Raw genomic sequence first — 20902 nt, 5'->3', positions numbered from 1 at the left:
CGATTGGAAACCTGATGTAATCGCGTTTTAACCGCGCAGGAAACCGAGAACAATCTTAGCGCCCTTAATACCGGCATAAACACCGGCGAGGATACCGGCGACAGCCAGGACACCAACGGAAATGCTGCTGAAATCAATGGAAGAAGTCAGAGCGCTGTAGTCCCATGCGGTAGTTTCACCGGCAGCGAAAACAGAAGGAGCGGCAACAGCAACAGCGGCGGCAACAAAAAGCTTTTTAAACATAAGTAAATCCTCAGGATTGTTTGATGAAGTTAAGAAACGCCCGAATCCCCATGGACATGACCATAAAAGTCGCTACCAATGTGAATCCGGCCCCAAATGCTTGAGCCAAAACAGTTGGATCAAGCTGAGACGGATCAAAAGGAGGTGTATAAGGCAAGACCTCCCAAGTTGAAGAACAAACCGGCATAACGCCATCGGTAGAAAGCTCAGATGGACAGTAAAGAGTGCCGGACATTACGCAGTCTTTTGAGCAGCGGTAGAGACAGGAGCAACGGAGCTGACACGACGCCCTTGACGTGGGTCAACTTCAAAAATAAGACGATCATCGCGAACCTGAGCGATAACGTCACATTCGTACTTGCCGGGCTGAGGAACCTGCTGCGGAGTTTCAGCATAGAAAGTGCACTTCTGCGGATAAGGAATATTCGGCAGATGCGCATAGGCTTCAAACATGCAGTAAGGTTTACCGCTCTTGGCGGCAGTACCGCTGCGATGATTGCCGGTTACTTCAACTACGATAACGTTAGACATATAATGCCCCTATCTCAGTGTTGGAAAGCCAGGAACAGTGCCGGGCTTACGGTATGCCCAACTGGGCGCAATGGCTTCAGGGTTACGCCTGAAGGTAAGAAATTGACGATTATTACGTTGACGAACAACGGCTTGATTTGAAAAATCAGCCAAGACGGTACGCATAACATCGTTAGCAATAGATTTAACTAAAGCCTCATCACTAACATGATTGCGAATATCAGATTCAACATTCCAGCGGAGAGATTGAAACTGTTTCTTGTCCATCAGAAGCCCATCCATTCAGCAATGGACGGTGTTCCATGTTCTTGGCGATCAGGAAACCAGAGTTTTTCGGGTTTAGCGCCCTGCTCTTTTCGAAGCTCAATAACAGCCAAAGTATCAGCAACTTGTTGAGCTAGCACAGGACTCATGAAAGCGCGGACATGCTGCTGTTGCTGGGCACGAAGCTTTTGGCCAGCAGTTAGCTGAACGCCCTGAAAGCTGACGGTTCTCATGCCGCCACCTTCAGATGATTAGGCCTGCTATACCAAGCAGGGATAACCAAGGGGGATTTTTCAATCTCACGGCACTGACGAACAAAAACGGGTGCAAAGCGGGAGGTGTCACAGGCGTTACGAATATTGATGCCAATGCGATTTAGCTTGGCAGCATGAGTGTTCACTTGTTTCTTTTTAAAATCAAGTTCGGCACCTGTCATCCACTCAAGTGCATAACTGGCAGTAGTACGGGCAGAACGAAGATTATCGCAAATACCCTCTGCAACCAATTGGCCACTGATGCTAACAATATCCATAGCGGTCACCTTTAACCGTTCGTCAATTTTTAAAAACTCACTGTGGAGTTGAGCTAGACGCTCTTCGTCAAACAAGCCCCAGTAACAGAGGCCCTCACGCTGGAGATATTCACTTTTTAATTCTTGTTCCATGCGAACTACGCCAAATTGAACGCAGTAGTTTCTAACTCGCATGACATAAGCGAACTCTGGAGAGTTTTCACCATAGAGACGCTTAATCTTCGGGATCAGGTTTTGATCCATTTCAAATGCTTTATCGTAAGCTTTGCGGTATTGGAGACGGCCGCCCTGCCCGTTTCCTTTAGGGGTCCAAGAAACGGTACGACCATTGGGATATAAGAAACCTATTGAATGCCCAATACGCTGACTGGAAACACCACGAAGATAAGCAAGTACATTGCCCTCCCCCATGGAAAGATTAGTAGTTAAATCGATTCGTTCAATCTTGGCCCCATCGGCGATGCGATCACCCGATTTAGCGCCTGACGTTCCCTGACGGATATCAACGCGAGTGCAACGGGTGAAAGCCGGTAGACCATACTCACGGAGAAGCGAGTTGTAGACGGAGATACATTGTTCAATCGATTTAAATCCAAAAAGGTTATCAAGACGCCCTACTCTGCTGGGGTTACCTTCAACGCGAACCTTTCGGCCTTGAACGTGGATGGTGACAGAAGTGGAATGACTGGCCTCATGCTTGAAACGAGGTTGCCGGGTGCTGAGTACTTCGTTGGTGTTCGCATCGATGGTCAACGTGAAAACGTCACAGACGACAGGCAGATCGTGGTCGTGTTCCTGTGAAACGGTGAGCCAGTCGATGATCATGCAGAACGTCCTTACACATGCACACAAATAACATAGGACGCGAATGTACACATGTAGAACTGCACACGTCAATACGTGTCCACTTGCACACATGTATTATCTGGAGAGTATTTGATGAACGGTGAAGGCATGGCCACGAACGTACGACTGACGACGGCGGAGCAAGAAGCAATCCGCCAAAAAGCTATAGAATTCAACAAGATACTGATTCGGCAAGGAAAGCAGCCGATGAGAGATAGTGAGCTTGTTCATAAAATACTAGAGAAATCAGTAGCTTATGCACGCCTGTCAGATACCGGCGAAGTGGTAATCGAGCCGGAGTGAAGGCTGAAATTGTGGAGAACCACAATAAAGTGGGGGTGTAACAGCACCCCCACCCTATCCGGCTGGCGATCGCCAAGAGCCGAGAAGCAAAAAGCCCCTCCGGGGGCCCTACAGGGAGTCTCTCGGCGAGGGCCTGGGGCATGGGAGGAAAAGCGCCTCCCACACCCCAGGCAGAGAGTAAACGAGACGAGGTGCCATCAAGGGACGCGCGAAGCGCTCCGGGTCTCCGTTAATCGCGACGATGAGGCTGTCACGACAAGCCGGGGACGCGGCCCTTGACGGAGCTGCCACCGCGACCAGGTGTAGTAATACGCACGGACTTTGAACACCAAACGCATCGCAACGCATCCCGGCGCACCCAAACGCATCCCGACGCATCCCGACGCATCTAAACGCAACTCAAGAAAGGGTTAGTAATACGCACGGACCTGTCTCACCCGTTAAAGGCAACAGAAGGCAACCGGAGGAAATTCAAGGCAATTGAAGGAAACCCAAAGAAATCAAAGGCAACGAAATGGGGCGCGTAGAATCGCATTGAATCGCATAGCGTCGCATTGAATCGCGCTCAATCGCACAGTGTCGCGTTGAATGCAGCGGCAATCTGTCGGCAAAGGATAAGAATTTCATCGCGGTCGCCATCGAGCAGGACGACACGTAGCAGCTCGGCAGCATAGGCAGGATCACGACGGAAAAGCTCGGCCATGGCTTCGTCATGGGAAATATCAGTCACCATAGAAGGCCTCGATAGAAGGTTAAACATGCCACGCATAATGCACGCTATGTGTAAATCAACCGCCGGGGCTTCGCAATTTTCCCGGCGGCTGATTCTGCCCGTTCGGGCGGCTTCGCTAACATAACGTCCGTCGAATTATGCGTACCCATGGGCTTCACCGTGGGGGTGCTTCTGCTGATCATTTGAGCACAGCCTGGTCAACCAGAACCGGCGTGAGAAAAAGAACCAGCTCAGTGCTGGTGGACACTGTCGAGCTGCTGGTGAACAACCATTTGAAGCCAGGGATTTTACCTAGGAACGGCACGCTTCTAACGACGGTTGTGTCCAGATCCGAATAAACACCACCTACAGCAATCGTCTGGCCGAACGGTGAAAAAACCCGGGAAGTCAGCGAGGTCGTGTTGATCGGTGGGACGCCATTCATAGCGTTTGAATAATCAGGCTCATCCTTTGAAAGGATGACATCGAGCAGCACGCCTTTATCGTTAACGATTGGTGTCACGTCGAGCGATAAAGCAGCCTGCTTGAAAGATGTGGACGTTGCACCGTCGCCGGCCGATTGCTGATAAGGAACCTGAGAGCCTTTAACAATTTTGGCTTGATGACGGTCGGAGGTGTAAACACGCGGGCTGGAAATAACCTTGCCCTTGCCCTCCTGTTCCATAGCAGAAAGCCTAGCATCGAGCGTCAAAGCGCTTGAGACAATACCAACCGCACCGATGGCACCAGATGAAAAACCAAGTGGAACAGAGCCTGAAACAGTTCCTGAGCCACTGCCCAGAGTGCCACCCCATTGAACGCCCAAATTCTTGGAATATGAGCGATCAACCTGAACGATACGAGCCTGAATCATGACTTGTTTTCTAGAGTAATCGACCGCCGAAATAAGAGTTTTAAGCTGATCCAACCGCGGCTTACTCATACGAGCAACAATCACAGAAGAACCGTCTTCAACACTCAAACTTTCTCCAGTATCGAGAGGAAAAGCTTTTACTGCATCAGAAGCCAAGATGTTATGAACCTTAAGAATTGAAATCTCAAAAGCGTTAGCACCAAAAGAAAGGCCACTTTGCGCTTGTTGATTTGGTGCAACCGGATAAGAACCCTCGCCGTATGTATCGCGGGAACGTGGATAAGCACTAACCCGAAGAAAATTGCCCTCAACAGAATATAAAAGGCCTTTGGTTGACGTTACATATTCGATAGCTTGGTCCCAAGATACGTCTCTCATTCTCATAGAAAGGGAGCCTCTAACATTATCGTCAAGGACTAAGTTCAAGCCGCGATAATCAGCGAGAAGCTGTAAAGCTGATGAAACCTGAATTGTCTGAAAATCAAAGGTGAGCTGCTGCGGAACAGACTCAGCATGCGCAAAAGAAAGGAAGAAAAACAGAACAACAGACAGGTAGGCGCGACGAATAAAAATACAGATTTTCATAAGATATGTTCCGGATGGCTGGTCGATTAATTGGGAGAGGCGTTAGCGCTACGCTAAACCCCTCCCCCAATTAATCCCCCGACAATTGAGTTAGGTTTTTTTAGAGACCAATTTGTTATTTTGAAACCATCAACGAGACAATATGCCTCAGTGTAATCAGGAAAATACCGGCAATGTGAAAAAGATATGTAGCGAGTGTTCCCATTAGCATCTGCAATAAGAGCCAGAGATTCCGAGATAGCCCGCGATGATGGATCAGGCTTTGAAGGGTGGACAAAGCCCACCAGACGCCAAGTGGTCGAGATCGGTGGTTCAGGCGGCGCGGAAGGCACAGCGGGGCCTTTAGCCGGTACTGATGCAGACGCAACATGCTTCACACCTGGAGCATCAGTCGAAAAGAATTTTTTAACGAGGAAGATGCCGCCCAGGACGAAGACGAGCGCGCAGATAAGCGAAGCCCAAAGACCAAAAGAACGCAGGATGCTAGAACGCCCATCTGCCGAAGACTCATCACCAACCTCACCCGAATTTGACTGAGTTGCAGATTTGTAGAAAGGAAAAATCGTAGACTTGAAAGTGCCGGCTGTAGTTCGGACTAACTTTGTTTTTGAGGGAGCATCGCCAGTTACGGCACCATTGTAGATATCGACCTTGAACGCTTTCTTGCTCAGCTTTCTGATGCGGTAGGTTGTTTCAATAAGAAGGCGAACCCACGAGGAAATCTGCGCGAGGTCTTGTGTTACCAAAACGACGCGCATGGAGTTGCCTTTTTCATCGACTCGATGTCTATGCTCAGCAAGCAGGGATTTATCAGTGAAGTTAGCATGGTTTACGTTCTGGCCAGCAGGCCAGCGCCTCCAGCACTCATCGATAATTGCAACCGACCCGGCAGGAATTACATCAGCCAAGTCGGAAAGCTCGAACCAGTCAGAAGGCAATTGCGTTACATTGCCGCCAAATGCGGCTAACAAATCATCAACAGCAAGTGGAATGTTAGTTACAACATGTCGATTCTGTTTAAGCGAAGGTATAACCACATGCTCAACGACACCGTAGCTTTTGCCATGGCCGGGTTTTCCAACGTAAGCATGAATAGCCATAAATCACCCAATGAAAGGAATTCGACGAATAAGAAAACGAATTGAATAGGCTGTAAGAATGGATGCTATGCCAAAAGGGACATTCAAAAAGCCAAGAAAGTACATTACCGAATCAGGTATTTGCTCAAAACCAGAAACCAAAGGCCCGAGAAATGGAGTTAAGCCGCGCTCAAGAACGCTTAAAAGCCCGTCGAGCAACCATCCAAAGAAAGAAGCAACAAGTTCAAAAATAAAGCTGAAAAGATCGTCAATAAGCTGAAGAAGCCAGCGAGCAAACTCACCCATAAATCACCTATGCGGAGAAAATTATAATGACAGCAACAAGCATCCAAGCAGCATATGTTGCTAACTTAAGAACAGGCTCTATCTGAGCAAACAAAACACAATGAGCATCGAGAATAATAGTACGGTCAAATAACTCAAACTGACCTGTAGGGCACTGATGAGGGACGTTTGCTAACTCACTAAAAGAATGTACGGTTTCGTCAACCTTTTTACCTATATCACTTTCCTGATATTGGTTGCTCAGGTCTTTAGGAAGTTGAGTTGTAGCCGTTTCTACTGAACCGTCCTCATCAAGGTAATGGCCTAATTGTGATGAAAGGGTTCCAGGACTCTTAAACTCAACACCAACAGTGCCAGAGACGACTGTAGGACCACCTGTGCTACCACCACCTGTTCCGCCACCGGGGTTAGGGTCAGTCCCGCCGTCATCGCCACCACCACCGCCACCGGGATCAGGAGTGGTATCAGGGTTAAGCTCAGCCCCGGCAGACGCAGCAGCGTATCCCGACGAAACGGTGCAGGAGCCAGCAGAAGAATTAACAGCAACGACGAAGTTACAAAAACCATCGGAAGCACCAGCAGAAGTACGATAACAGGTAGAGGCGGTTGCAGAAGAAGCATAGTAAATACAGCTGTTATGACACAGGTTCTCAGGGGTAACTTGTGAGACTGACCACGAAACATACGCTTTTTCCCCGCTCTGAATGATAGGAGCCGTCTTGCCCTTAAGCTCAACTGTAGCAGGACACGCTACAGAAGCGCCGGGAACAATACCAATACGGATAGAGCGATCTGAAATAGAGCCGTCAGCCAAGGTCATGTGAGCAACGATAGTGCAAGTACCTACAATTTCCTGAACATACGTGCATCCAGAATCGGTGTAAGTCTCACCAGCAGCTGGAGAAGCTTTGTAAGCGGCAAGAATCTTGGCGGATATTGAAGCCTTTTCAATATTAACAACCTCAGACAAGCCGGGTTGACGGCTCATATCGCTGGGCTTAACCGACCAAGTCGCACAAAAAGCAACGGACGGAAAGAATAACATCAAAAAAGCAAGGTAGCTTTTCATGTTACCACTCATGGAAAACAGCAAAAGCACAGCTGGAACCGATCACAAAAAAGGCGAATATATAAAGCTGTTCCATAAATCGACTCCAATAAAAAGGGGGTACGAATACCCCCGATTGGAAACCTGATGTAATCGCGTTTTAACCGCGCAGGAAACCGAGAACAATCTTAGCGCCCTTAATACCGGCATAAACACCGGCGAGGATACCGGCGACAGCCAGGACACCAACGGAAATGCTGCTGAAATCAATGGAAGAAGTCAGAGCGCTGTAGTCCCATGCGGTAGTTTCACCGGCAGCGAAAACAGAAGGAGCGGCAACAGCAACAGCGGCGGCAACAAAAAGCTTTTTAAACATAAGTAAATCCTCAGGATTGTTTGATGAAGTTAAGAAACGCCCGAATCCCCATGGACATGACCATAAAAGTCGCTACCAATGTGAATCCGGCCCCAAATGCTTGAGCCAAAACAGTTGGATCAAGCTGAGACGGATCAAAAGGAGGTGTATAAGGCAAGACCTCCCAAGTTGAAGAACAAACCGGCATAACGCCATCGGTAGAAAGCTCAGATGGACAGTAAAGAGTGCCGGACATTACGCAGTCTTTTGAGCAGCGGTAGAGACAGGAGCAACGGAGCTGACACGACGCCCTTGACGTGGGTCAACTTCAAAAATAAGACGATCATCGCGAACCTGAGCGATAACGTCACATTCGTACTTGCCGGGCTGAGGAACCTGCTGCGGAGTTTCAGCATAGAAAGTGCACTTCTGCGGATAAGGAATATTCGGCAGATGCGCATAGGCTTCAAACATGCAGTAAGGTTTACCGCTCTTGGCGGCAGTACCGCTGCGATGATTGCCGGTTACTTCAACTACGATAACGTTAGACATATAATGCCCCTATCTCAGTGTTGGAAAGCCAGGAACAGTGCCGGGCTTACGGTATGCCCAACTGGGCGCAATGGCTTCAGGGTTACGCCTGAAGGTAAGAAATTGACGATTATTACGTTGACGAACAACGGCTTGATTTGAAAAATCAGCCAAGACGGTACGCATAACATCGTTAGCAATAGATTTAACTAAAGCCTCATCACTAACATGATTGCGAATATCAGATTCAACATTCCAGCGGAGAGATTGAAACTGTTTCTTGTCCATCAGAAGCCCATCCATTCAGCAATGGACGGTGTTCCATGTTCTTGGCGATCAGGAAACCAGAGTTTTTCGGGTTTAGCGCCCTGCTCTTTTCGAAGCTCAATAACAGCCAAAGTATCAGCAACTTGTTGAGCTAGCACAGGACTCATGAAAGCGCGGACATGCTGCTGTTGCTGGGCACGAAGCTTTTGGCCAGCAGTTAGCTGAACGCCCTGAAAGCTGACGGTTCTCATGCCGCCACCTTCAGATGATTAGGCCTGCTATACCAAGCAGGGATAACCAAGGGGGATTTTTCAATCTCACGGCACTGACGAACAAAAACGGGTGCAAAGCGGGAGGTGTCACAGGCGTTACGAATATTGATGCCAATGCGATTTAGCTTGGCAGCATGAGTGTTCACTTGTTTCTTTTTAAAATCAAGTTCGGCACCTGTCATCCACTCAAGTGCATAACTGGCAGTAGTACGGGCAGAACGAAGATTATCGCAAATACCCTCTGCAACCAATTGGCCACTGATGCTAACAATATCCATAGCGGTCACCTTTAACCGTTCGTCAATTTTTAAAAACTCACTGTGGAGTTGAGCTAGACGCTCTTCGTCAAACAAGCCCCAGTAACAGAGGCCCTCACGCTGGAGATATTCACTTTTTAATTCTTGTTCCATGCGAACTACGCCAAATTGAACGCAGTAGTTTCTAACTCGCATGACATAAGCGAACTCTGGAGAGTTTTCACCATAGAGACGCTTAATCTTCGGGATCAGGTTTTGATCCATTTCAAATGCTTTATCGTAAGCTTTGCGGTATTGGAGACGGCCGCCCTGCCCGTTTCCTTTAGGGGTCCAAGAAACGGTACGACCATTGGGATATAAGAAACCTATTGAATGCCCAATACGCTGACTGGAAACACCACGAAGATAAGCAAGTACATTGCCCTCCCCCATGGAAAGATTAGTAGTTAAATCGATTCGTTCAATCTTGGCCCCATCGGCGATGCGATCACCCGATTTAGCGCCTGACGTTCCCTGACGGATATCAACGCGAGTGCAACGGGTGAAAGCCGGTAGACCATACTCACGGAGAAGCGAGTTGTAGACGGAGATACATTGTTCAATCGATTTAAATCCAAAAAGGTTATCAAGACGCCCTACTCTGCTGGGGTTACCTTCAACGCGAACCTTTCGGCCTTGAACGTGGATGGTGACAGAAGTGGAATGACTGGCCTCATGCTTGAAACGAGGTTGCCGGGTGCTGAGTACTTCGTTGGTGTTCGCATCGATGGTCAACGTGAAAACGTCACAGACGACAGGCAGATCGTGGTCGTGTTCCTGTGAAACGGTGAGCCAGTCGATGATCATGCAGAACGTCCTTACACATGCACACAAATAACATAGGACGCGAATGTACACATGTAGAACTGCACACGTCAATACGTGTCCACTTGCACACATGTATTATCTGGAGAGTATTTGATGAACGGTGAAGGCATGGCCACGAACGTACGACTGACGACGGCGGAGCAAGAAGCAATCCGCCAAAAAGCTATAGAATTCAACAAGATACTGATTCGGCAAGGAAAGCAGCCGATGAGAGATAGTGAGCTTGTTCATAAAATACTAGAGAAATCAGTAGCTTATGCACGCCTGTCAGATACCGGCGAAGTGGTAATCGAGCCGGAGTGAAGGCTGAAATTGTGGAGAACCACAATAAAGTGGGGGTGTAACAGCACCCCCACCCTATCCGGCTGGCGATCGCCAAGAGCCGAGAAGCAAAAAGCCCCTCCGGGGGCCCTACAGGGAGTCTCTCGGCGAGGGCCTGGGGCATGGGAGGAAAAGCGCCTCCCACACCCCAGGCAGAGAGTAAACGAGACGAGGTGCCATCAAGGGACGCGCGAAGCGCTCCGGGTCTCCGTTAATCGCGACGATGAGGCTGTCACGACAAGCCGGGGACGCGGCCCTTGACGGAGCTGCCACCGCGACCAGGTGTAGTAATACGCACGGACTTTGAACACCAAACGCATCGCAACGCATCCCGGCGCACCCAAACGCATCCCGACGCATCCCGACGCATCTAAACGCAACTCAAGAAAGGGTTAGTAATACGCACGGACCTGTCTCACCCGTTAAAGGCAACAGAAGGCAACCGGAGGAAATTCAAGGCAATTGAAGGAAACCCAAAGAAATCAAAGGCAACGAAATGGGGCGCGTAGAATCGCATTGAATCGCATAGCGTCGCATTGAATCGCGCTCAATCGCACAGTGTCGCGTTGAATGCAGCGGCAATCTGTCGGCAAAGGATAAGAATTTCATCGCGGTCGCCATCGAGCAGGACGACACGTAGCAGCTCGGCAGCATAGGCAGGATCACGACGGAAAAGCTCGGCCATGGCTTCGTCATGGGAAATATCAGTCACCATAGAAGGCCTCGATAGAAGGTTAAACATGCCACGCATAATGCACGCTATGTGTAAATCAACCGCCGGGGCTTCGCAATTTTCCCGGCGGCTGATTCTGCCCGTTCGGGCGGCTTCGCTAACATAACGTCCGTCGAATTATGCGTACCCATGGGCTTCACCGTGGGGGTGCTTCTGCTGATCATTTGAGCACAGCCTGGTCAACCAGAACCGGCGTGAGAAAAAGAACCAGCTCAGTGCTGGTGGACACTGTCGAGCTGCTGGTGAACAACCATTTGAAGCCAGGGATTTTACCTAGGAACGGCACGCTTCTAACGACGGTTGTGTCCAGATCCGAATAAACACCACCTACAGCAATCGTCTGGCCGAACGGTGAAAAAACCCGGGAAGTCAGCGAGGTCGTGTTGATCGGTGGGACGCCATTCATAGCGTTTGAATAATCAGGCTCATCCTTTGAAAGGATGACATCGAGCAGCACGCCTTTATCGTTAACGATTGGTGTCACGTCGAGCGATAAAGCAGCCTGCTTGAAAGATGTGGACGTTGCACCGTCGCCGGCCGATTGCTGATAAGGAACCTGAGAGCCTTTAACAATTTTGGCTTGATGACGGTCGGAGGTGTAAACACGCGGGCTGGAAATAACCTTGCCCTTGCCCTCCTGTTCCATAGCAGAAAGCCTAGCATCGAGCGTCAAAGCGCTTGAGACAATACCAACCGCACCGATGGCACCAGATGAAAAACCAAGTGGAACAGAGCCTGAAACAGTTCCTGAGCCACTGCCCAGAGTGCCACCCCATTGAACGCCCAAATTCTTGGAATATGAGCGATCAACCTGAACGATACGAGCCTGAATCATGACTTGTTTTCTAGAGTAATCGACCGCCGAAATAAGAGTTTTAAGCTGATCCAACCGCGGCTTACTCATACGAGCAACAATCACAGAAGAACCGTCTTCAACACTCAAACTTTCTCCAGTATCGAGAGGAAAAGCTTTTACTGCATCAGAAGCCAAGATGTTATGAACCTTAAGAATTGAAATCTCAAAAGCGTTAGCACCAAAAGAAAGGCCACTTTGCGCTTGTTGATTTGGTGCAACCGGATAAGAACCCTCGCCGTATGTATCGCGGGAACGTGGATAAGCACTAACCCGAAGAAAATTGCCCTCAACAGAATATAAAAGGCCTTTGGTTGACGTTACATATTCGATAGCTTGGTCCCAAGATACGTCTCTCATTCTCATAGAAAGGGAGCCTCTAACATTATCGTCAAGGACTAAGTTCAAGCCGCGATAATCAGCGAGAAGCTGTAAAGCTGATGAAACCTGAATTGTCTGAAAATCAAAGGTGAGCTGCTGCGGAACAGACTCAGCATGCGCAAAAGAAAGGAAGAAAAACAGAACAACAGACAGGTAGGCGCGACGAATAAAAATACAGATTTTCATAAGATATGTTCCGGATGGCTGGTCGATTAATTGGGAGAGGCGTTAGCGCTACGCTAAACCCCTCCCCCAATTAATCCCCCGACAATTGAGTTAGGTTTTTTTAGAGACCAATTTGTTATTTTGAAACCATCAACGAGACAATATGCCTCAGTGTAATCAGGAAAATACCGGCAATGTGAAAAAGATATGTAGCGAGTGTTCCCATTAGCATCTGCAATAAGAGCCAGAGATTCCGAGATAGCCCGCGATGATGGATCAGGCTTTGAAGGGTGGACAAAGCCCACCAGACGCCAAGTGGTCGAGATCGGTGGTTCAGGCGGCGCGGAAGGCACAGCGGGGCCTTTAGCCGGTACTGATGCAGACGCAACATGCTTCACACCTGGAGCATCAGTCGAAAAGAATTTTTTAACGAGGAAGATGCCGCCCAGGACGAAGACGAGCGCGCAGATAAGCGAAGCCCAAAGACCAAAAGAACGCAGGATGCTAGAACGCCCATCTGCCGAAGACTCATCACCAACCTCACCCGAATTTGACTGAGTTGCAGATTTGTAGAAAGGAAAAATCGTAGACTTGAAAGTGCCGGCTGTAGTTCGGACTAACTTTGTTTTTGAGGGAGCATCGCCAGTTACGGCACCATTGTAGATATCGACCTTGAACGCTTTCTTGCTCAGCTTTCTGATGCGGTAGGTTGTTTCAATAAGAAGGCGAACCCACGAGGAAATCTGCGCGAGGTCTTGTGTTACCAAAACGACGCGCATGGAGTTGCCTTTTTCATCGACTCGATGTCTATGCTCAGCAAGCAGGGATTTATCAGTGAAGTTAGCATGGTTTACGTTCTGGCCAGCAGGCCAGCGCCTCCAGCACTCATCGATAATTGCAACCGACCCGGCAGGAATTACATCAGCCAAGTCGGAAAGCTCGAACCAGTCAGAAGGCAATTGCGTTACATTGCCGCCAAATGCGGCTAACAAATCATCAACAGCAAGTGGAATGTTAGTTACAACATGTCGATTCTGTTTAAGCGAAGGTATAACCACATGCTCAACGACACCGTAGCTTTTGCCATGGCCGGGTTTTCCAACGTAAGCATGAATAGCCATAAATCACCCAATGAAAGGAATTCGACGAATAAGAAAACGAATTGAATAGGCTGTAAGAATGGATGCTATGCCAAAAGGGACATTCAAAAAGCCAAGAAAGTACATTACCGAATCAGGTATTTGCTCAAAACCAGAAACCAAAGGCCCGAGAAATGGAGTTAAGCCGCGCTCAAGAACGCTTAAAAGCCCGTCGAGCAACCATCCAAAGAAAGAAGCAACAAGTTCAAAAATAAAGCTGAAAAGATCGTCAATAAGCTGAAGAAGCCAGCGAGCAAACTCACCCATAAATCACCTATGCGGAGAAAATTATAATGACAGCAACAAGCATCCAAGCAGCATATGTTGCTAACTTAAGAACAGGCTCTATCTGAGCAAACAAAACACAATGAGCATCGAGAATAATAGTACGGTCAAATAACTCAAACTGACCTGTAGGGCACTGATGAGGGACGTTTGCTAACTCACTAAAAGAATGTACGGTTTCGTCAACCTTTTTACCTATATCACTTTCCTGATATTGGTTGCTCAGGTCTTTAGGAAGTTGAGTTGTAGCCGTTTCTACTGAACCGTCCTCATCAAGGTAATGGCCTAATTGTGATGAAAGGGTTCCAGGACTCTTAAACTCAACACCAACAGTGCCAGAGACGACTGTAGGACCACCTGTGCTACCACCACCTGTTCCGCCACCGGGGTTAGGGTCAGTCCCGCCGTCATCGCCACCACCACCGCCACCGGGATCAGGAGTGGTATCAGGGTTAAGCTCAGCCCCGGCAGACGCAGCAGCGTATCCCGACGAAACGGTGCAGGAGCCAGCAGAAGAATTAACAGCAACGACGAAGTTACAAAAACCATCGGAAGCACCAGCAGAAGTACGATAACAGGTAGAGGCGGTTGCAGAAGAAGCATAGTAAATACAGCTGTTATGACACAGGTTCTCAGGGGTAACTTGTGAGACTGACCACGAAACATACGCTTTTTCCCCGCTCTGAATGATAGGAGCCGTCTTGCCCTTAAGCTCAACTGTAGCAGGACACGCTACAGAAGCGCCGGGAACAATACCAATACGGATAGAGCGATCTGAAATAGAGCCGTCAGCCAAGGTCATGTGAGCAACGATAGTGCAAGTACCTACAATTTCCTGAACATACGTGCATCCAGAATCGGTGTAAGTCTCACCAGCAGCTGGAGAAGCTTTGTAAGCGGCAAGAATCTTGGCGGATATTGAAGCCTTTTCAATATTAACAACCTCAGACAAGCCGGGTTGACGGCTCATATCGCTGGGCTTAACCGACCAAGTCGCACAAAAAGCAACGGACGGAAAGAATAACATCAAAAAAGCAAGGTAGCTTTTCATGTTACCACTCATGGAAAACAGCAAAAGCACAGCTGGAACCGATCACAAAAAAGGCGAATATATAAAGCTGTTCCATAAATCGACTCCAATAAAAAGGGGGTACGAATACCCCCGATTGGAAACCTGATGTAATCGCGTTTTAACCGCGCAGGAAACCGAGAACAATCTTAGCGCCCTTAATACCGGCATAAACACCGGCGAGGATACCGGCGACAGCCAGGACACCAACGGAAATGCTGCTGAAATCAATGGAAGAAGTCAGAGCGCTGTAGTCCCATGCGGTAGTTTCACCGGCAGCGAAAACAGAAGGAGCGGCAACAGCAACAGCGGCGGCAACAAAAAGCTTTTTAAACATAAGTAAATCCTCAGGATTGTTTGATGAAGTTAAGAAACGCCCGAATCCCCATGGACATGACCATAAAAGTCGCTACCAATGTGAATCCGGCCCCAAATGCTTGAGCCAAAACAGTTGGATCAAGCTGAGACGGATCAAAAGGAGGTGTATAAGGCAAGACCTCCCAAGTTGAAGAACAAACCGGCATAACGCCATCGGTAGAAAGCTCAGATGGACAGTAAAGAGTGCCGGACATTACGCAGTCTTTTGAGCAGCGGTAGAGACAGGAGCAACGGAGCTGACACGACGCCCTTGACGTGGGTCAACTTCAAAAATAAGACGATCATCGCGAACCTGAGCGATAACGTCACATTCGTACTTGCCGGGCTGAGGAACCTGCTGCGGAGTTTCAGCATAGAAAGTGCACTTCTGCGGATAAGGAATATTCGGCAGATGCGCATAGGCTTCAAACATGCAGTAAGGTTTACCGCTCTTGGCGGCAGTACCGCTGCGATGATTGCCGGTTACTTCAACTACGATAACGTTAGACATATAATGCCCCTATCTCAGTGTTGGAAAGCCAGGAACAGTGCCGGGCTTACGGTATGCCCAACTGGGCGCAATGGCTTCAGGGTTACGCCTGAAGGTAAGAAATTGACGATTATTACGTTGACGAACAACGGCTTGATTTGAAAAATCAGCCAAGACGGTACGCATAACATCGTTAGCAATAGATTTAACTAAAGCCTCATCACTAACATGATTGCGAATATCAGATTCAACATTCCAGCGGAGAGATTGAAACTGTTTCTTGTCCATCAGAAGCCCATCCATTCAGCAATGGACGGTGTTCCATGTTCTTGGCGATCAGGAAACCAGAGTTTTTCGGGTTTAGCGCCCTGCTCTTTTCGAAGCTCAATAACAGCCAAAGTATCAGCAACTTGTTGAGCTAGCACAGGACTCATGAAAGCGCGGACATGCTGCTGTTGCTGGGCACGAAGCTTTTGGCCAGCAGTTAGCTGAACGCCCTGAAAGCTGACGGTTCTCATGCCGCCACCTTCAGATGATTAGGCCTGCTATACCAAGCAGGGATAACCAAGGGGGATTTTTCAATCTCACGGCACTGACGAACAAAAACGGGTGCAAAGCGGGAGGTGTCACAGGCGTTACGAATATTGATGCCAATGCGATTTAGCTTGGCAGCATGAGTGTTCACTTGTTTCTTTTTAAAATCAAGTTCGGCACCTGTCATCCACTCAAGTGCATAACTGGCAGTAGTACGGGCAGAACGAAGATTATCGCAAATACCCTCTGCAACCAATTGGCCACTGATGCTAACAATATCCATAGCGGTCACCTTTAACCGTTCGTCAATTTTTAAAAACTCACTGTGGAGTTGAGCTAGACGCTCTTCGTCAAACAAGCCCCAGTAACAGAGGCCCTCACGCTGGAGATATTCACTTTTTAATTCTTGTTCCATGCGAACTACGCCAAATTGAACGCAGTAGTTTCTAACTCGCATGACATAAGCGAACTCTGGAGAGTTTTCACCATAGAGACGCTTAATCTTCGGGATCAGGTTTTGATCCATTTCAAATGCTTTATCGTAAGCTTTGCGGTATTGGAGACGGCCGCCCTGCCCGTTTCCTTTAGGGGTCCAAGAAACGGTACGACCATTGGGATATAAGAAACCTATTGAATGCCCAATACGCTGACTGGAAACACCACGAAGATAAGCAAGTACATTGCCCTCCCCCATGGAAAGATTAGTAGTTAAATCGATTCGTTCAATCTTGGCCCCATCGGCGATGCGATCACCCGATTTAGCGCCTGACGTTCCCTGACGGATATCAACGCGAGTGCAACGGGTGAAAGCCGGTAGACCATACTCACGGAGAAGCGAGTTGTAGACGGAGATACATTGTTCAATCGATTTAAATCCAAAAAGGTTATCAAGACGCCCTACTCTGCTGGGGTTACCTTCAACGCGAACCTTTCGGCCTTGAACGTGGATGGTGACAGAAGTGGAATGACTGGCCTCATGCTTGAAACGAGGTTGCCGGGTGCTGAGTACTTCGTTGGTGTTCGCATCGATGGTCAACGTGAAAACGTCACAGACGACAGGCAGATCGTGGTCGTGTTCCTGTGAAACGGTGAGCCAGTCGATGATCATGCAGAACGTCCTTACACATGCACACAAATAACATAGGACGCGAATGTACACATGTAGAACTGCACACGTCAATACGTGTCCACTTGCACACATGTATTATCTGGAGAGTATTTGATGAACGGTGAAGGCATGGCCACGAACGTACGACTGACGACGGCGGAGCAAGAAGCAATCCGCCAAAAAGCTATAGAATTCAACAAGATACTGATTCGGCAAGGAAAGCAGCCGATGAGAGATAGTGAGCTTGTTCATAAAATACTAGAGAAATCAGTAGCTTATGCACGCCTGTCAGATACCGGCGAAGTGGTAATCGAGCCGGAGTGAAGGCTGAAATTGTGGAGAACCACAATAAAGTGGGGGTGTAACAGCACCCCCACCCTATCCGGCTGGCGATCGCCAAGAGCCGAGAAGCAAAAAGCCCCTCCGGGGGCCCTACAGGGAGTCTCTCGGCGAGGGCCTGGGGCATGGGAGGAAAAGCGCCTCCCACACCCCAGGCAGAGAGTAAACGAGACGAGGTGCCATCAAGGGACGCGCGAAGCGCTCCGGGTCTCCGTTAATCGCGACGATGAGGCTGTCACGACAAGCCGGGGACGCGGCCCTTGACGGAGCTGCCACCGCGACCAGGTGTAGTAATACGCACGGACTTTGAACACCAAACGCATCGCAACGCATCCCGGCGCACCCAAACGCATCCCGACGCATCCCGACGCATCTAAACGCAACTCAAGAAAGGGTTAGTAATACGCACGGACCTGTCTCACCCGTTAAAGGCAACAGAAGGCAACCGGAGGAAATTCAAGGCAATTGAAGGAAACCCAAAGAAATCAAAGGCAACGAAATGGGGCGCGTAGAATCGCATTGAATCGCATAGCGTCGCATTGAATCGCGCTCAATCGCACAGTGTCGCGTTGAATGCAGCGGCAATCTGTCGGCAAAGGATAAGAATTTCATCGCGGTCGCCATCGAGCAGGACGACACGTAGCAGCTCGGCAGCATAGGCAGGATCACGACGGAAAAGCTCGGCCATGGCTTCGTCATGGGAAATATCAGTCACCATAGAAGGCCTCGATAGAAGGTTAAACATGCCACGCATAATGCACGCTATGTGTAAATCAACCGCCGGGGCTTCGCAATTTTCCCGGCGGCTGATTCTGCCCGTTCGGGCGGCTTCGCTAACATAACGTCCGTCGAATTATGCGTACCCATGGGCTTCACCGTGGGGGTGCTTCTGCTGATCATTTGAGCACAGCCTGGTCAACCAGAACCGGCGTGAGAAAAAGAACCAGCTCAGTGCTGGTGGACACTGTCGAGCTGCTGGTGAACAACCATTTGAAGCCAGGGATTTTACCTAGGAACGGCACGCTTCTAACGACGGTTGTGTCCAGATCCGAATAAACACCACCTACAGCAATCGTCTGGCCGAACGGTGAAAAAACCCGGGAAGTCAGCGAGGTCGTGTTGATCGGTGGGACGCCATTCATAGCGTTTGAATAATCAGGCTCATCCTTTGAAAGGATGACATCGAGCAGCACGCCTTTATCGTTAACGATTGGTGTCACGTCGAGCGATAAAGCAGCCTGCTTGAAAGATGTGGACGTTGCACCGTCGCCGGCCGATTGCTGATAAGGAACCTGAGAGCCTTTAACAATTTTGGCTTGATGACGGTCGGAGGTGTAAACACGCGGGCTGGAAATAACCTTGCCCTTGCCCTCCTGTTCCATAGCAGAAAGCCTAGCATCGAGCGTCAAAGCGCTTGAGACAATACCAACCGCACCGATGGCACCAGATGAAAAACCAAGTGGAACAGAGCCTGAAACAGTTCCTGAGCCACTGCCCAGAGTGCCACCCCATTGAACGCCCAAATTCTTGGAATATGAGCGATCAACCTGAACGATACGAGCCTGAATCATGACTTGTTTTCTAGAGTAATCGACCGCCGAAATAAGAGTTTTAAGCTGATCCAACCGCGGCTTACTCATACGAGCAACAATCACAGAAGAACCGTCTTCAACACTCAAACTTTCTCCAGTATCGAGAGGAAAAGCTTTTACTGCATCAGAAGCCAAGATGTTATGAACCTTAAGAATTGAAATCTCAAAAGCGTTAGCACCAAAAGAAAGGCCACTTTGCGCTTGTTGATTTGGTGCAACCGGATAAGAACCCTCGCCGTATGTATCGCGGGAACGTGGATAAGCACTAACCCGAAGAAAATTGCCCTCAACAGAATATAAAAGGCCTTTGGTTGACGTTACATATTCGATAGCTTGGTCCCAAGATACGTCTCTCATTCTCATAGAAAGGGAGCCTCTAACATTATCGTCAAGGACTAAGTTCAAGCCGCGATAATCAGCGAGAAGCTGTAAAGCTGATGAAACCTGAATTGTCTGAAAATCAAAGGTGAGCTGCTGCGGAACAGACTCAGCATGCGCAAAAGAAAGGAAGAAAAACAGAACAACAGACAGGTAGGCGCGACGAATAAAAATACAGATTTTCATAAGATATGTTCCGGATGGCTGGTCGATTAATTGGGAGAGGCGTTAGCGCTACGCTAAACCCCTCCCCCAATTAATCCCCCGACAATTGAGTTAGGTTTTTTTAGAGACCAATTTGTTATTTTGAAACCATCAACGAGACAATATGCCTCAGTGTAATCAGGAAAATACCGGCAATGTGAAAAAGATATGTAGCGAGTGTTCCCATTAGCATCTGCAATAAGAGCCAGAGATTCCGAGATAGCCCGCGATGATGGATCAGGCTTTGAAGGGTGGACAAAGCCCACCAGACGCCAAGTGGTCGAGATCGGTGGTTCAGGCGGCGCGGAAGGCACAGCGGGGCCTTTAGCCGGTACTGATGCAGACGCAACATGCTTCACACCTGGAGCATCAGTCGAAAAGAATTTTTTAACGAGGAAGATGCCGCCCAGGACGAAGACGAGCGCGCAGATAAGCGAAGCCCAAAGACCAAAAGAACGCAGGATGCTAGAACGCCCATCTGCCGAAGACTCATCACCAACCTCACCCGAATTTGACTGAGTTGCAGATTTGTAGAAAGGAAAAATCGTAGACTTGAAAGTGCCGGCTGTAGTTCGGACTAACTTTGTTTTTGAGGGAGCATCGCCAGTTACGGCACCATTGTAGATATCGACCTTGAACGCTTTCTTGCTCAGCTTTCTGATGCGGTAGGTTGTTTCAATAAGAAGGCGAACCCACGAGGAAATCTGCGCGAGGTCTTGTGTTACCAAAACGACGCGCATGGAGTTGCCTTTTTCATCGACTCGATGTCTATGCTCAGCAAGCAGGGATTTATCAGTGAAGTTAGCATGGTTTACGTTCTGGCCAGCAGGCCAGCGCCTCCAGCACTCATCGATAATTGCAACCGACCCGGCAGGAATTACATCAGCCAAGTCGGAAAGCTCGAACCAGTCAGAAGGCAATTGCGTTACATTGCCGCCAAATGCGGCTAACAAATCATCAACAGCAAGTGGAATGTTAGTTACAACATGTCGATTCTGTTTAAGCGAAGGTATAACCACATGCTCAACGACACCGTAGCTTTTGCCATGGCCGGGTTTTCCAACGTAAGCATGAATAGCCAT

Annotated in this window: 34 protein-coding genes; 3 read left to right on the top strand and 31 right to left on the bottom strand. The window is 48.8% G+C overall.

The window, feature by feature from the left end:
* Nucleotides 1-27 precede the first annotated feature (27 nt).
* Genes ACVWSC_RS13740 through ACVWSC_RS13715 form a run of 6 tightly spaced genes read right to left on the bottom strand, consistent with a single transcriptional unit; the run spans nucleotide 28 to nucleotide 2395 of the window.
* Nucleotides 28-243: a hypothetical protein gene (locus tag ACVWSC_RS13740; RefSeq protein WP_476461735.1), complete on the bottom strand. Its 216-nt coding sequence runs from the start codon at nucleotides 241-243 to the stop codon at nucleotides 28-30.
* 10 nt (nucleotides 244-253) lie between these two features.
* On the bottom strand, nucleotides 254-478 hold the full coding sequence (locus ACVWSC_RS13735) for a hypothetical protein (RefSeq protein ID WP_476461734.1): 225 nt from the start codon (nucleotides 476-478) through the stop codon (nucleotides 254-256).
* Complete coding sequence (locus ACVWSC_RS13730) at nucleotides 478-774, bottom strand: propanediol utilization protein (RefSeq protein WP_169918913.1); 297 nt, start codon at nucleotides 772-774, stop codon at nucleotides 478-480. The genes ACVWSC_RS13735 and ACVWSC_RS13730 overlap by 1 nt, the downstream gene beginning before the upstream one ends.
* 9 nt (nucleotides 775-783) lie before the next feature.
* On the bottom strand, nucleotides 784-1041 hold the full coding sequence (locus ACVWSC_RS13725; protein WP_346100737.1) for a hypothetical protein: 258 nt from the start codon (nucleotides 1039-1041) through the stop codon (nucleotides 784-786).
* Nucleotides 1041-1271 carry a hypothetical protein gene (locus ACVWSC_RS13720; RefSeq protein ID WP_169918911.1) on the bottom strand — a complete coding sequence of 77 codons (231 nt, stop codon included), beginning with the start codon at nucleotides 1269-1271 and terminating at the stop codon, nucleotides 1041-1043. The genes ACVWSC_RS13725 and ACVWSC_RS13720 overlap by 1 nt, the downstream gene beginning before the upstream one ends.
* Nucleotides 1268-2395 (bottom strand): phage/plasmid replication domain-containing protein, encoded by a 1128-nt coding sequence (locus tag ACVWSC_RS13715; RefSeq protein WP_346100738.1) that lies wholly within the window; start codon nucleotides 2393-2395, stop codon nucleotides 1268-1270. Before ACVWSC_RS13715 ends, ACVWSC_RS13720 begins: the two co-directional genes overlap by 4 nt.
* Before the next feature lie 114 nt (nucleotides 2396-2509).
* On the opposite strand from ACVWSC_RS13715, the gene ACVWSC_RS13710 reads away from it, so the two are divergent.
* Complete coding sequence (locus ACVWSC_RS13710) at nucleotides 2510-2719, top strand: hypothetical protein (protein ID WP_169918909.1); 210 nt, start codon at nucleotides 2510-2512, stop codon at nucleotides 2717-2719.
* Between the two features lie 565 nt (nucleotides 2720-3284).
* Here ACVWSC_RS13710 and ACVWSC_RS13705 read toward each other — a convergent pair.
* From ACVWSC_RS13705 to ACVWSC_RS13655, 11 genes are all read right to left on the bottom strand, one after another.
* A complete protein-coding gene (locus ACVWSC_RS13705) occupies nucleotides 3285-3452 on the bottom strand; it encodes a hypothetical protein (protein ID WP_169918907.1) in 168 nt (55 codons plus the stop codon).
* Nucleotides 3453-3630: 178 nt separating this feature from the next.
* Nucleotides 3631-4890: a hypothetical protein gene (locus ACVWSC_RS13700; RefSeq protein WP_476461737.1), complete on the bottom strand. Its 1260-nt coding sequence runs from the start codon at nucleotides 4888-4890 to the stop codon at nucleotides 3631-3633.
* Between the two features lie 53 nt (nucleotides 4891-4943).
* On the bottom strand, nucleotides 4944-5990 hold the full coding sequence (locus ACVWSC_RS13695; protein ID WP_169918917.1) for a zonular occludens toxin domain-containing protein: 1047 nt from the start codon (nucleotides 5988-5990) through the stop codon (nucleotides 4944-4946).
* Nucleotides 5991-5993: 3 nt separating this feature from the next.
* The gene (locus tag ACVWSC_RS13690) at nucleotides 5994-6275 is read right to left on the bottom strand and encodes a DUF2523 domain-containing protein (RefSeq protein WP_169918916.1); all 282 of its coding nucleotides are present in this window, start codon (nucleotides 6273-6275) and stop codon (nucleotides 5994-5996) included.
* Between the two features lie 7 nt (nucleotides 6276-6282).
* Nucleotides 6283-7344, bottom strand: a complete 1062-nt coding sequence (locus ACVWSC_RS13685) for a hypothetical protein (RefSeq protein WP_476461736.1) — start codon at nucleotides 7342-7344, stop codon at nucleotides 6283-6285.
* A 139-nt stretch (nucleotides 7345-7483) separates the two neighbouring features.
* The gene (locus ACVWSC_RS13680; protein ID WP_476461735.1) at nucleotides 7484-7699 is read right to left on the bottom strand and encodes a hypothetical protein; all 216 of its coding nucleotides are present in this window, start codon (nucleotides 7697-7699) and stop codon (nucleotides 7484-7486) included.
* Between the two features lie 10 nt (nucleotides 7700-7709).
* Nucleotides 7710-7934, bottom strand: coding sequence for a hypothetical protein (locus ACVWSC_RS13675; RefSeq protein ID WP_476461734.1), 225 nt, complete (start codon nucleotides 7932-7934; stop codon nucleotides 7710-7712).
* Nucleotides 7934-8230, bottom strand: a complete 297-nt coding sequence (locus tag ACVWSC_RS13670) for a propanediol utilization protein (protein ID WP_169918913.1) — start codon at nucleotides 8228-8230, stop codon at nucleotides 7934-7936. The genes ACVWSC_RS13675 and ACVWSC_RS13670 overlap by 1 nt, the downstream gene beginning before the upstream one ends.
* 9 nt (nucleotides 8231-8239) lie before the next feature.
* Nucleotides 8240-8497, bottom strand: coding sequence for a hypothetical protein (locus tag ACVWSC_RS13665; RefSeq protein ID WP_346100737.1), 258 nt, complete (start codon nucleotides 8495-8497; stop codon nucleotides 8240-8242).
* On the bottom strand, nucleotides 8497-8727 hold the full coding sequence (locus tag ACVWSC_RS13660; protein WP_169918911.1) for a hypothetical protein: 231 nt from the start codon (nucleotides 8725-8727) through the stop codon (nucleotides 8497-8499). Before ACVWSC_RS13660 ends, ACVWSC_RS13665 begins: the two co-directional genes overlap by 1 nt.
* A complete protein-coding gene (locus ACVWSC_RS13655) occupies nucleotides 8724-9851 on the bottom strand; it encodes a phage/plasmid replication domain-containing protein (RefSeq protein WP_346100738.1) in 1128 nt (375 codons plus the stop codon). The genes ACVWSC_RS13660 and ACVWSC_RS13655 overlap by 4 nt, the downstream gene beginning before the upstream one ends.
* Before the next feature lie 114 nt (nucleotides 9852-9965).
* On the opposite strand from ACVWSC_RS13655, the gene ACVWSC_RS13650 reads away from it, so the two are divergent.
* Entirely contained in the window at nucleotides 9966-10175 is a 210-nt protein-coding gene (locus ACVWSC_RS13650) for a hypothetical protein (RefSeq protein WP_169918909.1), read from the top strand.
* 565 nt (nucleotides 10176-10740) lie between these two features.
* Here the strand turns inward: ACVWSC_RS13650 and ACVWSC_RS13645 are convergent.
* The 11 genes from ACVWSC_RS13645 to ACVWSC_RS13595 form a co-directional block, all read right to left on the bottom strand.
* Nucleotides 10741-10908, bottom strand: a complete 168-nt coding sequence (locus tag ACVWSC_RS13645) for a hypothetical protein (RefSeq protein ID WP_169918907.1) — start codon at nucleotides 10906-10908, stop codon at nucleotides 10741-10743.
* 178 nt (nucleotides 10909-11086) lie between these two features.
* Nucleotides 11087-12346, bottom strand: coding sequence for a hypothetical protein (locus ACVWSC_RS13640; protein WP_476461737.1), 1260 nt, complete (start codon nucleotides 12344-12346; stop codon nucleotides 11087-11089).
* A 53-nt stretch (nucleotides 12347-12399) separates the two neighbouring features.
* Nucleotides 12400-13446, bottom strand: a complete 1047-nt coding sequence (locus ACVWSC_RS13635) for a zonular occludens toxin domain-containing protein (RefSeq protein WP_169918917.1) — start codon at nucleotides 13444-13446, stop codon at nucleotides 12400-12402.
* A gap of 3 nt (nucleotides 13447-13449) precedes the next feature.
* The gene (locus tag ACVWSC_RS13630; RefSeq protein WP_169918916.1) at nucleotides 13450-13731 is read right to left on the bottom strand and encodes a DUF2523 domain-containing protein; all 282 of its coding nucleotides are present in this window, start codon (nucleotides 13729-13731) and stop codon (nucleotides 13450-13452) included.
* 7 nt (nucleotides 13732-13738) lie between these two features.
* Nucleotides 13739-14800 carry a hypothetical protein gene (locus ACVWSC_RS13625; protein ID WP_476461736.1) on the bottom strand — a complete coding sequence of 354 codons (1062 nt, stop codon included), beginning with the start codon at nucleotides 14798-14800 and terminating at the stop codon, nucleotides 13739-13741.
* Between the two features lie 139 nt (nucleotides 14801-14939).
* Nucleotides 14940-15155 (bottom strand): hypothetical protein, encoded by a 216-nt coding sequence (locus ACVWSC_RS13620; protein WP_476461735.1) that lies wholly within the window; start codon nucleotides 15153-15155, stop codon nucleotides 14940-14942.
* Between the two features lie 10 nt (nucleotides 15156-15165).
* Nucleotides 15166-15390: a hypothetical protein gene (locus ACVWSC_RS13615; protein WP_476461734.1), complete on the bottom strand. Its 225-nt coding sequence runs from the start codon at nucleotides 15388-15390 to the stop codon at nucleotides 15166-15168.
* On the bottom strand, nucleotides 15390-15686 hold the full coding sequence (locus tag ACVWSC_RS13610; RefSeq protein WP_169918913.1) for a propanediol utilization protein: 297 nt from the start codon (nucleotides 15684-15686) through the stop codon (nucleotides 15390-15392). The genes ACVWSC_RS13615 and ACVWSC_RS13610 overlap by 1 nt, the downstream gene beginning before the upstream one ends.
* Nucleotides 15687-15695: 9 nt before the next feature.
* A complete protein-coding gene (locus ACVWSC_RS13605) occupies nucleotides 15696-15953 on the bottom strand; it encodes a hypothetical protein (RefSeq protein WP_346100737.1) in 258 nt (85 codons plus the stop codon).
* Nucleotides 15953-16183, bottom strand: a complete 231-nt coding sequence (locus tag ACVWSC_RS13600) for a hypothetical protein (RefSeq protein ID WP_169918911.1) — start codon at nucleotides 16181-16183, stop codon at nucleotides 15953-15955. The genes ACVWSC_RS13605 and ACVWSC_RS13600 overlap by 1 nt, the downstream gene beginning before the upstream one ends.
* The gene (locus tag ACVWSC_RS13595; RefSeq protein WP_346100738.1) at nucleotides 16180-17307 is read right to left on the bottom strand and encodes a phage/plasmid replication domain-containing protein; all 1128 of its coding nucleotides are present in this window, start codon (nucleotides 17305-17307) and stop codon (nucleotides 16180-16182) included. Before ACVWSC_RS13595 ends, ACVWSC_RS13600 begins: the two co-directional genes overlap by 4 nt.
* Nucleotides 17308-17421: 114 nt before the next feature.
* On the opposite strand from ACVWSC_RS13595, the gene ACVWSC_RS13590 reads away from it, so the two are divergent.
* On the top strand, nucleotides 17422-17631 hold the full coding sequence (locus ACVWSC_RS13590; RefSeq protein ID WP_169918909.1) for a hypothetical protein: 210 nt from the start codon (nucleotides 17422-17424) through the stop codon (nucleotides 17629-17631).
* 565 nt (nucleotides 17632-18196) lie between these two features.
* On the opposite strand, the gene ACVWSC_RS13585 is transcribed toward ACVWSC_RS13590, so the two are convergent.
* From ACVWSC_RS13585 to ACVWSC_RS13575, 3 genes are all read right to left on the bottom strand, one after another.
* A complete protein-coding gene (locus tag ACVWSC_RS13585; protein WP_169918907.1) occupies nucleotides 18197-18364 on the bottom strand; it encodes a hypothetical protein in 168 nt (55 codons plus the stop codon).
* A gap of 178 nt (nucleotides 18365-18542) precedes the next feature.
* Nucleotides 18543-19802, bottom strand: coding sequence for a hypothetical protein (locus ACVWSC_RS13580; RefSeq protein WP_476461737.1), 1260 nt, complete (start codon nucleotides 19800-19802; stop codon nucleotides 18543-18545).
* 53 nt (nucleotides 19803-19855) lie between these two features.
* On the bottom strand, nucleotides 19856-20902 hold the full coding sequence (locus ACVWSC_RS13575; RefSeq protein ID WP_169918917.1) for a zonular occludens toxin domain-containing protein: 1047 nt from the start codon (nucleotides 20900-20902) through the stop codon (nucleotides 19856-19858).

Source organism: Pseudomonas sp. NUPR-002, assembly GCF_056322725.1.
The sequence above is the reverse complement of the archived record's forward strand: the minus strand, read 5'-3'. Positions and strand labels throughout refer to the sequence as shown.